At 47.4% G+C, this 13,443-nt stretch carries 9 protein-coding genes; all 9 read right to left on the bottom strand.

The annotated features are described in order from the left end of the window. Window positions 1–293: 293 nt before the first annotated feature. The 9 genes from D7V92_RS13350 to D7V92_RS13310 all read right to left on the bottom strand — a co-directional run bounded on the left by D7V92_RS13350 (window position 294) and on the right by D7V92_RS13310 (window position 13,420). Window positions 294–1,319 carry a Gfo/Idh/MocA family protein gene (locus tag D7V92_RS13350; protein ID WP_121773062.1) on the bottom strand — a complete coding sequence of 342 codons (1,026 nt, stop codon included), beginning with the start codon at window positions 1,317–1,319 and terminating at the stop codon, window positions 294–296. After that, the gene (locus D7V92_RS13345) at window positions 1,316–2,446 is read right to left on the bottom strand and encodes a DegT/DnrJ/EryC1/StrS aminotransferase family protein (RefSeq protein ID WP_121773061.1); all 1,131 of its coding nucleotides are present in this window, start codon (window positions 2,444–2,446) and stop codon (window positions 1,316–1,318) included. The genes D7V92_RS13350 and D7V92_RS13345 overlap by 4 nt, the downstream gene beginning before the upstream one ends. 71 nt (window positions 2,447–2,517) lie before the next feature. Then, on the bottom strand, window positions 2,518–4,557 hold the full coding sequence (gene metG / locus D7V92_RS13340; protein WP_005860759.1) for a methionine--tRNA ligase: 2,040 nt from the start codon (window positions 4,555–4,557) through the stop codon (window positions 2,518–2,520). A 312-nt stretch (window positions 4,558–4,869) separates the two neighbouring features. Continuing rightward, window positions 4,870–6,267 (bottom strand): DUF3575 domain-containing protein, encoded by a 1,398-nt coding sequence (locus D7V92_RS13335; protein ID WP_121773060.1) that lies wholly within the window; start codon window positions 6,265–6,267, stop codon window positions 4,870–4,872. A 106-nt stretch (window positions 6,268–6,373) separates the two neighbouring features. Then, window positions 6,374–7,237: a DUF4493 domain-containing protein gene (locus tag D7V92_RS13330; protein WP_230319671.1), complete on the bottom strand. Its 864-nt coding sequence runs from the start codon at window positions 7,235–7,237 to the stop codon at window positions 6,374–6,376. 20 nt (window positions 7,238–7,257) lie between these two features. Further along, window positions 7,258–9,057: a DUF4493 domain-containing protein gene (locus D7V92_RS13325; protein WP_121773058.1), complete on the bottom strand. Its 1,800-nt coding sequence runs from the start codon at window positions 9,055–9,057 to the stop codon at window positions 7,258–7,260. A 23-nt stretch (window positions 9,058–9,080) separates the two neighbouring features. Next, a complete protein-coding gene (locus tag D7V92_RS13320) occupies window positions 9,081–10,748 on the bottom strand; it encodes a PCMD domain-containing protein (RefSeq protein ID WP_370036377.1) in 1,668 nt (555 codons plus the stop codon). A 9-nt stretch (window positions 10,749–10,757) separates the two neighbouring features. Next, complete coding sequence (locus D7V92_RS13315) at window positions 10,758–11,510, bottom strand: hypothetical protein (RefSeq protein WP_121773076.1); 753 nt, start codon at window positions 11,508–11,510, stop codon at window positions 10,758–10,760. Between the two features lie 167 nt (window positions 11,511–11,677). Then, window positions 11,678–13,420: a PCMD domain-containing protein gene (locus tag D7V92_RS13310; RefSeq protein WP_233572849.1), complete on the bottom strand. Its 1,743-nt coding sequence runs from the start codon at window positions 13,418–13,420 to the stop codon at window positions 11,678–11,680. Window positions 13,421–13,443 lie beyond the last annotated feature (23 nt).

The following is a 13,443-nucleotide window of genomic DNA, read 5'->3' as shown; positions in this document are numbered from 1 at the left end:
GCTAACACTAAAAAAATGAAAGCTTTTCTTTGCTTTATGTATATTTACGATCTTCCGCAGATGATGTGGAAACAAAGAGTTATTGTAAAAATTCTTTTTATCCCTCGAACCCTCTTTATCTTCCATAGAAAAACACGTACGTGTTTTCTTAAAAACATGAGCAACTTTTCAAAAAAAGACGTACATGTTTTCCGAGAAACATGCACGTCTTTTTGGAGCTCTGATTATCAAATAATTATAGCGACACACAAAATCATCACCTTATTGTAATGATTTCACATATCTACTCACTACTATTTCACACTTTTCCCCGCATAAATCCTCCGTATAATATCCACCACCTTCATACCTTCCAAGACGTTGGTCGTTATGATCTCGCCGGGGACGCCGGAAAGGACATTGACCACGTTACGGATCACGAAGTTGTGGTTTTGGGCGGAGCCTTTGTAAGGGCCATAATCATTGCCGGGGTTGGTAGGGGCCAATTCCGGTATTTCATACCCCTTGATATGGCAATATTCTACCTCATTCATATATTGACCGCCGATTTTCACGCTGCCATTCTCAGCCACGATCAGCATGCTGCTTTCCAGATTCTTGTCCCATACCGCCGTAGAGTAGCTCAAACTACCCATTCCACCGTTCACGAAATTAAAATTCACGAAACCGGAATCCTCAAAGGCGGTCAGTTTCTCGTGGTTGAAGTCGGCGAAACGGGTCTGGATATTACAGATATCCCCGAATAACCAGTACATAATGTCGATGAAATGGGAGAATTGGGTGAATAAGGTACCACCATCCAAGGCAGCGTCGCCATGCCATCCTCCGGGTTTATAGTAGCGTTCGTCACGGTTCCAGTAGCAATTCAGCTGCACCATATAAATCTGGCCTAATTTTCCGGACTCAACCATCTCCTTGATCCAGACCGAAGGCGGGGAATATCGGTTTTGCATCACGCAAAATACCTGCTTACGGAATCTCAACGAGGTATAAACCACTTTCTCGGCATCCGCCAAGGTCAAGGCCATAGGCTTTTCTATGACCACATGATGTCCGCTCTCTATCGCTTGGATCGCCATCTCGGCATGTAAGCCGTTGGGCGTACAAATATTCACCACATCTATATCCAATCCCAAACGGAATAGTTCATCTATATTCCGGGCGAAAGGGACCGCATAAGCCTCGATCCCCAGCTCCTCTTTCGGACGGATATCACATAAAGCGACCAACTCCGCTCCTTCATCCCGGGTAATCATCTCGGCATGACGCTTACCTATATGACCACAGCCGATCACGGCGAAACGTATCTTCTTATTCATAAAACACTCTTTATAGATTCTATAATATAAGCCTGCTCCTCTTCTGTCATCTCCGTATGAATCGGCAAGGATAATACGGATCGGCTCAAGCGAGAAGCGACATTCAAATCCCCGGAAATCCGGCATCGACCCCTCATCACCTCTTGCTCCTGCAAAGGCAATGGATAATAAATCATAGAAGGAATGCCTCGTTCTTTTAACGCAGCTTGTACTTGATCCCTCTTTTCTACAGCTAGCTGTACCGTATATTGATGATAAACATGCGATGAAAAGGCTGATTTTAGTGGTTTGCGTACAGCATCCAATCTGGAAAAGGCAGCATCGTATCTAGCAGCCACTTTACAACGAGCGGCGGCAAATTCATCCAAATACCGAAGCTTAACATCTAAGACAGCGGCCTGCAAGGTATCCAAACGGGAGTTGCAGCCCACCAAAGCATGATGATATTTTACCTTTTGCCCATGATTGGCGATCATTCGCAGTCGTTCGGCCAATCGTGCGTCGGAAGTAAACATCGCCCCACCATCACCATAACAAGCCAACGGTTTCGAAGGGAAGAAGGAGGTCGTTCCTATAGAGGCGATCGTACCGGCTTTCTTCACCGTTCCATCCGAGAAAGTATAATTAGCACCGATGGACTGGGCATTATCCTCGATCACATATAGATTATGACGGCTGGCGATACGCAAGATCGGTTCCATATCACAACACTGGCCAAAAAGATGAACTGCGATAATAGCTCTCGTCTTTTCAGACAAGGCATCTTCTATCTTTTCCGGGTCTATATTGAATGTACCGGGATCTACATCCACTAATACCGGCACTAGGCCCAGCGCCAAAGCGACCTCAGCCGCAGCGATATACGTAAAAGCAGGAACGATCACCTCATCGCCCGGATGTAAGTCGAATGCCATCAAGGAGATTTGCAAAGCATCCGTACCGTTGCCGCACGGGATCGCATAAGGAATACCTAAATAATCTGATAAATGGTTACAAAATCCCTTCACCTGAGGGCCATTGATAAAGGCGCAAGCATTTATCACCGTTTGCATGGCGGGATCGATCTCACTACGCAAACGTTCATACTGCTTCCGCAGATCTACCATCTGTATCTGTTTCTCAAGCATCTTATCCACTCAAAAATAGGGCTATCCCATCGTTAAAACGGAATAGCCCCCTCATTATTGCGTCTACCTTATTATTTCACCTCGCTACCCGGTTTCACCTCTTTCTCCGGGGTGATAACGGCCAGCTTTCCATCGAAATTCTCGGCGGAGAGAATCATGCCCTCGGAAACAATACCTTTCAGCTTACGGGGAGCTAAGTTAGCGATGAAGCAAACTTGCTTGCCTACCAATTCCTCGGGTTTATAATGCTGGGCGATGCCCGATACGATCGTGCGTTTCTCCAGGCCATCGTCTATACGGAACTGAAGCAGCTTATCCGCTTTCGGAACCTTCACGCATTCCAGAACCGTACCCACACGGATATCCAGTTTCATGAAATCATCGAACTCAATATTCTCACGGATCGGTTTCGCCTTATAATTCGCTTCCTCATTCGCTTTCTTCGTATCCAATAATTTCTGCACTTGGGCCTCGATCACGCTATCCTCTATCTTCTCGAACAACAACTCTGCCTTGCCCAATTGATGACCGGCCTCCAATAGATCCGTAGCACCTAGGCGATTCCATCCCAACGGCTCTACATTCAGCATCTTGTTCAGTTTCTCCATGCTAAACGGCAAGAACGGCTCAAAAGCGATCGCCAGATTAGCCGTAATCTGCAAAGCGATGTTCATGATCGTAGCGACACGAGGCATATCCGTCTTCGCCAACTTCCAAGGCTCCATATCAGCGAGATACTTATTTCCGATACGGGCTAGGTTCATCGCCTCTTTCTGAGCGTCACGGAAGTGGTAGGTATCCAACAGGCGTTCCACGTTCTCTTTCACATCCGCGAAATCCTTCAAGGTCTGACGATCATAATCCGTCAACTCGCCAGCCGCCGGCACCTTACCCTCGAAATACTTATCCGTAAGGACTAAAGCACGATTCACGAAGTTCCCTAAGATAGCGACCAACTCGTTATTATTACGAGCCTGAAAATCTTTCCATGTGAAATCATTATCCTTTGTCTCTGGCGCATTGGCCGTCAAGACATAGCGCAACACGTCTTGCTTGCCCGGCATATCCACCAGATACTCGTTCAACCAAACCGCCCAGTTGCGGGAAGTAGAGATCTTGTCGCCCTCCAAGTTCAAGAACTCGTTGGCGGGGACATTCTCCGGCAAGTTATAAGAACCTTCCGCTTTCAGCATGGAAGGGAACACGATACAATGGAACACGATATTATCTTTACCGATGAAATGGACCATTTTAGTCTCCGGATCCTTCCACCAAGTCTCCCAGCTATCCGGCAGCAACTCCTTCGTATTAGAGATATAACCGATCGGAGCGTCGAACCATACATACAGCACCTTTCCTTCCGCCCCTTCTACGGGAACAGGGATACCCCAATCCAAATCGCGACTCACCGCACGGGGTTGCAGACCCATATCCAGCCAACTCTTACACTGCCCGTAGACGTTCGGCTTCCATTCCTTATGATCCTCCAAGATCCATTTACGCAAGAATGGCTCCCACTTATCCAAAGGCAGATACCAATGCTTCGTCTCACGCATCACCGGCTTGCTGCCACTGATAGCGGATTTCGGATCGATCAAATCCGTCGGGCTAAGGGAGGTACCGCAAGCCTCGCACTGATCGCCATACGCCTTCTCGTTTCCACAATGCGGACAAGTACCCGTGATATAACGGTCGGCCAAGAATTGCTTCGCCTCCTCATCGTAGTATTGCTCGCTTGTTTTCTCGATGAATTCGCCTTTATCATACAATGTACGGAAAAAATCCGAGGCCATCTGATGATGCGTAGCGGAAGTAGTACGAGAATAGATATCAAACGTGATACCGAACTCCTCGAACGATTTCTTGATAATACCGTGGTAACGATCCACCACATCCTGCGGCGTGATCCCCTCCTTCTTCGCTCTCAACGTGATGGGTACCCCATGTTCGTCCGAACCACCAATCATCAACACTTCCTCCCCCTTCAAACGAAGGTAACGGGCATAAATATCAGCAGGCACATATACCCCGGCCAAATGGCCGATATGCACCGGTCCGTTCGCATACGGCAACGCCGTAGTAATCAGCGTTCTCTTAAAATGTTTTTCCATACCTTGTGTTCTCTTTTTGAGGGGCAAAGGTACGGAATAATTTGGTTAGACGGAAAAGAATAATTTCCTTTGTGAGTGAGTTTCCTCTTAATGAGGCTAGGAACTTTACCTCTAATAATAATATATATGGGAAGAAGACATAAAAACAAGGTATAAAAAAAGAGCTTACCGCTAGGGGACATAAGGCGGAAGCTCTTGACATCATCGAAAAAGGTAATTTCTTCGACAAAAAGAAGATTATTATAATAAAGATCGAAGATAAGATTTACACAGCGTCCATTACTACTTCCGAGAAAGGGACTCTAATCTCGTTTATTTAAATCCAAACCTATACACCAACGCCAACCGGAAATTAAGCATGAAATGGGTCGCCGAGAAATTCTCCGTAGTCTCGCTCACCTGTGCATCATAATCCCGCTCGTAAGTGGAAGCATCAAAGATAATTCGTGAGCCAAAGCCAAACCCAGCCTCAAAAGCGAAATTCCCGGAGATAGGTTGCAAATAATTCAGCATCGCCCCGATACCGAAGAACTGTCCAGTCTCTCCATGTCCTAACGGCTCATTATCGCGCACGTTGAAGTTTCCGTATTTCATCTGCAAGCCCACGTTGAATCCCCGATAAGTACTATCATCGTTAAACCATAGTCGAGGCTCCAAAGATAGCACCGACACTCCCCACAAATTATTAGGATTCCCTTTATAACCAAACCGAGAATACATACCTCCCAATACGACAGAACCCCAACCTCCAAACATATACTCCAATTCCAAGTTTGGCATGATAGACCCTGTCTTCAATTCCGCTCCCTCCTTACCGACACTTAAACCCGGGGGAACCGTCATCCAAGGCAGTACATTCGTCCTAACAGTCAAATTTGTCATTTGGAAAGTAGGATAGACTTTCTCCATCGTCACGGCACGAGTCTCCGCCTGCCGGGGCTGATATGCGGTAGACTGCCGTTCCGGAGCTTGAAGCTCAGGGGTTACAGCTACCGTTGCCTGCCCAGTAATCTCAGGTTCCGTCCGAGCCGGTTGAGAGACTACCGGCGTTTGCCTCACCTTCTCCTGCGCAGGAGGAGCCACCGGAACCATCGCCCCTTCCTCATAAGGAAGATCGGCCTTATTGCTGATCACGACATAAGCGAACACCTCATCATCCACGCAAAGATCCGGATCATTGAGCACGTAAATATAAGGGACCTCCGTATATCGTTTTAGGCTTGCCGAGATAGCAGGTATAGACTGATCCGTGGAATAAAAGATCTGCTTATTGGCAAACTCCGGCATAGCGAAATAAAGCAGATACACATGCACGCTATTCCCCCATTCCCCGCTACGGTCTACATAGAAGGAGATTTGTTTATTATCAAGCTCGTATTTGTTTTTCAGATATTTCCTCACGGTATTCCCCCGCCACATGGCAGTGTTGACAGCGTTTTTGGATACCGCTCCTGTCTCAGTATAGATATGCGAGACGATCAGCACATGAAACTCCCCATCCATCAAAGGATTCATCACCGGCCAGATTTTCCGATTGAGTCGCTCCATCTCTATTGAATTATTCCCGTAGGTAGCTTGTAGATCAGCCTCTCCGGGTATAAAGGAAAACAAGAATGAATCGCCCTTGGATTTCTCATTCTCCGATTGCCCATGGGCCATAAAGATTGAGAGAAGCGAAAAACTGAATAGAATAATTAGCGAATGTCTCATACCTTGTTCTTTATGTTATATTTTTTGCAAAGTTACTACAAAAAGTAAGATACGTAATATCATTACACTTGGAAATCGGACGGAGAATCTGGATAAATGGAGACAATCACTCGTAAGGATTGACCTCGACCGGTATCTCGACAATCTCTACCGTTCCGTTTACATTAATGGTCAACGTTAATGTGCCTTGCGTGTTCGCAAGACTGTATTGCACGCTGTAGTTCTTGGTGGCGGCGGTGATGGAAGTCTCTTCCGATTCCCGTATCTGTGACGAGGTGGAGAATATCTTGGTCTCGTCTGCGATCAGCTTGCCTTCTATACGGATAAATACATTTGAGAGGCCAGGTTTCACGAACAAGGTCTTGCCGGTTTCTAGGGTATTTGCGGTGGATAGCAGGGTATATTCCGGGTTCTCTTCCGTAGGGTCATCGGCGGTACCAGTGTACACATAAAGCTTGGTGATCGTAGCCATCTTCTGCAACTTAGCGAACTCTTCCGTATTGATCGTGATGATCGAGTTGGTGAGCGTGGCTGTAATAGAAGCGGAGGCAGCCGCAGCGTTAGGGGTAACGGTTACACTTTCCGTTGTCTTCCCCGCAAGCGTGGGGCTGTCGAACTGCAAATCGCCAGTCATTTTATCGTAAGTGGCTGATAGTTCTGTATAGGTACCGGCGGGAACGGCCTTTGTGACCTCATTGGCGAAATCGGAGGATTTGCCTAAAGTAATAGAGCTACCACCTTTTGTCCCGGTGATCACCAAATTTTTTTTAACTTCGTCACTGATCGTAACAGACGTAGTCGATGTGGCTTTCGTTGTTACACTAACGGAGGCATCCGCCTCAAGGGCAAGGCTGAGCTTGCCGGTCTCGGCGATAGACGAGGGGCTTCCGGAGTCCTCTAGGATGTTGCTACAGGAGGGGAGGAAGAGTAATAAGAGGGTGGTTATGCCCAATAAGAATGTTTGTTGCATATTCATTTTTTTTCATAAGTTTATTTATATAATATCTGTAAAGTATAAACTTTAGCCCAAGGACCTGCTGCTGAATACGAACTGTTCAACGTTACCACACGACCGTCCGTAGAAAAAGTGCCATTTCCCGATAATGAATAATTTTTTCCTGCATTATCATTATCCTCACGATTTCCAGGTTGAGAAATAACAGTTGACCCGTTTATACTTGCCGTAAATGTTGTCTCTCGCCACCCGAAGAATACATAGCCATCCCTTACTGTGACATTCGTATCCAAGGTTACATTTACATTATTTGGAATATGGAAATTCTTCGACGTAGCAGTACATTTTCCAATTCCATTTATGCCTCCCAATTGTATCATACCATTCTCATATTTACAATTCCCAGAAGCTAAAGTCCAATCAGCCCCTATCATTGTATCTGGGACATACGGCAACCCCGTGATATGCACCCCCAACGCAATCTCTTTCGTCACGCCATCAAAGGTAGCGGAAGCAGATACAGCATATTGTTTCCATTCCGATACAGACAGGTCACCCTTATCAAAAGAATTGGATGCGATATTCTCAGCCGTTCCCTCATAGGAATAAGTGAACGAGCCATTATATTTCGCATTCGTCAATAGATCATTCGAGATATTCACAGAAGCCTTGACATTATAGATCTTATTATTCTCGCAGCTATTAGCCTCGGCAATCTTTCCCTCCGTATATTTCGTGTAAGAAGTATAGGGTGCGAAAGCAACCTCAAACTCCGGAGCCGGCACAACCACCGTAGCGGTCTCCGTCTGTTCCTCACTTACTTCCTCGCCATTTAGCATGTACTTATATTTCAGCGTATAGTTTCCTTGCGGAAGATAAGGCCAAGCGTTAGCGTCTACCATCACGTCGGGAACAGTGAAGTTTGTGGAGGTATAGGCGCGGACAACTTCGTTCGAAGCGTTCACCAGCTCCGCAGTCCAAGTAGAGATCAATTTCGTAGGTACGCCGGAGAGATCTCCCAATGACAACGTCACCTTGGTACCGTCCAAATAACCGCTCGCATCTTTCGTATGCGTAGCCGTCGCTCGTAACCCAAACGAGAACACCGGGATATCCGGCGTTACATTCAAGGTATACTCCATGGCGGCGGGCAAGGTCGTTTGCGAGAATAGAGGATTGGAGACTTCTTGATTCGTATAGTTCGTACCCGCCAAGTGAACCGATGCGTTCGTGCCCGCCAAGAGATAAACCGTAGGGAATGTATTGTCGGCATTGAGCAAAATCTGCTTTTGCGTCTGCCCGACCTTGACATCCAAATGATAAGATTTATAATGAGCCGCCAAATCCTCCGCTATCACAGGATAAACAGCGGAATAGCCCCATTTCGCCGAAATGGAAGCCGTAGCGGTCTCGCCGGGAATGATCGATACCGTGGTAGATCCGGCGAAGTACCTCGGCAAGATAGTCGTTATCAGCTCCTGATTATTGCCATAGTGTACCTCTACTGTGTACTTGCCCGTTTCTAAAGGAATCCCCGCTTGAGGTATCTCCGTTACAGGTTTATCGAATAGCACTTCCCCCGTCGCACCGATCACCTTCACGGAAAAATCCTTCGCATCCGGCAGATTTTCCAGTTCAGTCTTTGCGGTAGCGGTTTCGTCCGCTTTTGTCTGCGTGGCGGAAGAGACCTCAGCCGTTACGGAAGCGATCTCCAAGCGCAACCTTCCCTCCCCTTTCGGAGCAGAAAGCTCCTCGCCCACACAAGCGGAGAGTGTTGCGAGCAGGGCAAAGAAGGGTAAATATATGTACAAGTGAATATGTCTCATTGCTTTCATCCTATCGTTTGTTTTCCTTATTGTTAGTCGTAAATCAATTCACATTCATCCAGCCAAAGTTTGCTACCCTCGCCGCCCGTGAAGTAATCGCCATACTTGCTAGCAGAAGCGACTACCACGATGTATTTAGGCGTACGGTTCGTGTAGCGGTAATCCAGCACGATATCCGCTTGCGTCCACGAGGAGACAGACTCGCCCTTCGTCAGCTCGCCGTAAGCGATCACCTTCGGATCCGAAGGGTCAAAGAGCTGACGTTCGGAAGGCCGGGTACGGATCTCCAGCGGGGCGTCCCAGTCAGTCAAGGCGATATAAACCTGGCACGAGTCCGGGCGACCTACCAAATATTTGAAATCATCGTCGCCCGACTTGTTGATCGGAACGCAATTGTATTTATAATGGATCCGCAATTTCGAGGGGAAGCTCGTGAAGGGACGGCCGAATTGCAACACACCGTTCGTCCCGTCCGTCCGCACGTAAGTACCCGTAAAGATGTTGCCGGCAGCAAACTTCAAGACGATATATTTCGACTCCAGCGAGGCAGCTTGCCCACTTCCCGTGCTCGTCTCGGTAGTAGGCGTGGAGTTGCTGTTACCCACGGTGGTAGCCCCTTTGTTTCCCGTATCCCAGAAGGAGGTTCCTCCCTCCGCCCAAGGCTGCCAAAGCGTATTCTTGCCCGCAGGCACGGAACTCCAGTCATCGAAGCCTCCGTTCGTCAAGGGTATTGCCTCCGCCGTGGTAAAAGATTGCTCCTCTCCCGCTGTTCCATCTACCGATACCCGGTATTGGTAGGCAGTGGCTGCCTTAAGCCCTGTCAGCGAGGCCGTAAAAGAGGTACCGGACACCTTCACCGCCGAAGCTGCCAACGTGCTCCAAGCTGCGTCAGCCTGTCGCTTATACTCCACGACCGGTGTCTTCCCGCTCTGGATCTTCCCGGAAAGCGTAGCACGGGTTACCATCGCGAAAGCCTCCGCACCACTTGCGTTACTCTCCTTATGATACACGAAGACATTCCATTTCGACATCGTCTCCTCCCAGTTATACCCCACATAGAACTGCCGGGGACCTTTCGAATAATCTTTCTCAGCGGGATCGGTAGGATCTGGTTCCACACGCCCGAACTCCCCTCCAAGCGTCATGCTGTTCACTTGCAGGTCGCTCAATGATTGATCCGGAGAGACATAGATAATCACGTTACGGTTCACCGGATCGATCACGGCATCCGCCACTTGCCCCGTCACGTCCACTTCTCGTTTGATCAATTGCGTCACCGACACCTTCCAGACATATTCCTGATACGTTTTCACCGTAAAAGAAACCGGCTTGGTAAAATCCACCCGCGTATTCGCTTCGGAAGAGACACTGTCCAAAGAGGCGAAACCCGTTGTCGGGAAACGGCGTATATCCGCACACGCAGCCGAATCGGCCATCAAGGTAGCTCCCTCTGTCACTTTCAAGGATTTTATCTTCAAACGGGAGAGATCCACCGAGTCGTTCACGAATAGGGTCACCGTGCGGGCCTTCGCATCGATCGTAGCCTCCACGCTCTGTCCTTCCTCACCGGCACGCTGCCCTTCCACCGTCATCGAAAGGATGGCTCCCTCCAACAACGGATAAGGGATATCATCTTCAATCACGCAAGCGGTCAATGATAACAGACATATTATACAACAGATTATATTTCGATTCCTCATCTTCATTCCTTACAGATAAAACGTCATACCAATATTGATCGAGAAGAGATTGATCTTGAAATTTCCGGAAGAGACCCGCTGCCGTCCCTCCTCTACTTTGTTTGTTTCTTGATCGATCCACTTGAAGTCGAAGCCCATCACACCAACCGACACCTCTACCGCCGACCAATCCGTGATAAACGCCGTCATACCCGGGGCGAAACCGATCTGCATATTCTGTACTGTCTGATACGAGCCGTCATACTCCGCACCGGAACCGGTAGAGTTCTTTCCCGTGCCATACCCATACGTCAAGCGAGCCTCGTTGAAAAGACCGAATATCTTGCTTTTGCCGATCGGCATATACGTCCGGATAAAGCAAGAGGCCTCATATTTATGTTCCAGATAATACAAATTCTTCAAGCTAATATTGAAATCCTCACCCAAGTTCAAGTCGAAATTACCCAGATCCAAGTAATTCCGTTTATAGGCGAAGCGTGCGCCCATAGAGATATTATCGCGAAAGAAATACCCGAAATAGGGGCTTATGCTAAAATCGTAACCTTTCCCCTCTATATCTTTAAGTACCAAGAAGTTCAAATTACTCTCATTATGTTCCGAGTAAGATATCGTACCACCAGCCATCCAAGTGCCTTTAGGGATAAAGACCGTCTTCTGTATCTCGCGTTCGATACGTTGAATCCGTTGAGCCTGCGCCACACCGGTATTACTCAACAACCAAAGAACCACTCCCCACAGGGGAACTATCAAAAACTTATGCATCATTTACTTTCTATTTTAACTCTAATATTTCCGGACGGATCTCTCCGGGAAAGTCGGACAGCTTATTTGCTGTCCGACACCGCAAATGTACTATTTTTCTGCTCATGGTCTAACAGGGAAAAACCTAAACTCAGGCTAGAACTTGTACGGAGAGAGCTGAGAACTTTCTATTCCGAACCGAGCAGCTTAGGAGAATCGCCGTAGATGAGTTCGAGATCATCTAGATATAGTGTGCTACTAGTACTTCCCGTAAAATAATCACCATACTTGCTCGAAGAGAAGACGATGATGACATGGGTCGGTTTCTCCACCAAGTTACGATAGGTCAAGTCAATCGTGAACTGCTTCCACTCTGGAGAAGCAACACATTCCTCATCGGACAAGACCCCGTAGGCGATCACGTCAAAGCCACTGGCATCAGGTTTCCCGTTCTCCAAGATGGACATGAAGTCCTTGGAAGTCCCTGCCATATCCGTATTATTCAACTGATACTTGCCATTCGTAAGGACGATATAGGCAGACCAGAGGTCTGTATCGCCTTCGCCTACCGGCAAACCACTTTGCGCATAATCAATTGCACCAGTAGAATATTGGAACCAACCAGTTAATTGAGTCGGACGAGCAGTGAAGGGTTGACCAAAATCAATCTTGGCACCATTCGTACCTACCAAACCATTGAAAGCACCAGCATAAAGGCTGGCAGCCGCAAATTTACCAATACCAAAAGCGGACGCATACTGAGACTTCAGCTCAGCCGATTTTCCCCCAGCTGTATGCACATTTGTATTGCTTCCTAATGTCGGATTCACATTAACTAGAGCACCTGCTCCCGTAGTTGTTCCAGGATTACTAGAGTCCCAAAAGAATCTTTGAGCCTTAAAATCAGCCTCAGAGATAGCATCCCAAGTCTTACCATCTTGATACCAATCATCCAGTTTCCCATTCGGCAAAACCATTTGCGACTCTGTCGTGAAAGAAGACTCGGAACTAGTTACCTCCTCATTACCATTCTTATAAACCAAATGATACTCATATTTTGTATCAGGAATCAGTCCTTTTAAGATTGTCATGCTATTACCCTCCAAATCGGATGTAATATCGGTTATCACCTTCGTCCAAGCTTCCGTGCCCTGCTGACGATATTCGAACGTCAGATAAGAGGGATCAACCAAATTCCCTTTCATATCCTGGGCATTACCCTCCAAACGGGCGAACGTACTCCACGCATTCGCCGTCTTCACTTCCACAACGGCCGAAGGCTCTGGATAGACATTAAAAGTAAACGTATATACCCGCTCCGTATCATCCGCTTTTACGACGATAGAAGCCTCGCCTTGTTCCTTCACACGATAAGTCAGCTTGTAATGATCACGCGCCTTGACCCCAGCAATCGTATCTTTCTGCCAAAACGTAACATTATGCTTATTCACAACAGAAAGTTCTGTAATCAAGCTATCTACAGGAAAAAAATAATCCCCATCGTCCGTACCCATTTGATAAGAACGAATATCAACTCCCGCTTTAGTAGACTTTATCGTAACCGCAGCTGATTGGAAAGCACTAGAGAAACTCTTATCAAAAGAGACGGTTACCATGACATTCGCCAAAGTACAAGTCAATTCTGCCGTACATTCCTTGCCCGCAGCAACAAATACCTCCGTAGAACCGGAATAATAAGGCTTCGCACAAGAAGTTGATCCATCAAATCCGTTAGAGGAAGCCTTCACCGTATAAGTACCTGCCTTCAAACGAAACGTCTGGCCTTCCCAATCCGTTGTGCTAACCACGGTATCGCCTTTCTCATTAAGAATCCGCACATGCAATTTCTTGGGATCATAATCCGCAGCCGGTCCGTTTGACTTCGTCCGGGGAGAAGAACTCGCTCCAATCTCTAGGCTCAAATAGCCCATAGTGTCACTTTCGCTTGCTAACT

Origin of the sequence: Parabacteroides sp. CH2-D42-20 (genome assembly GCF_003670185.1) — a bacterium.
GTDB lineage: Bacteria > Bacteroidota > Bacteroidia > Bacteroidales > Tannerellaceae > Parabacteroides > Parabacteroides distasonis.
Note: the sequence above shows the minus strand (reverse complement) of the source record. Positions and strands in the feature narration are given on the sequence as shown.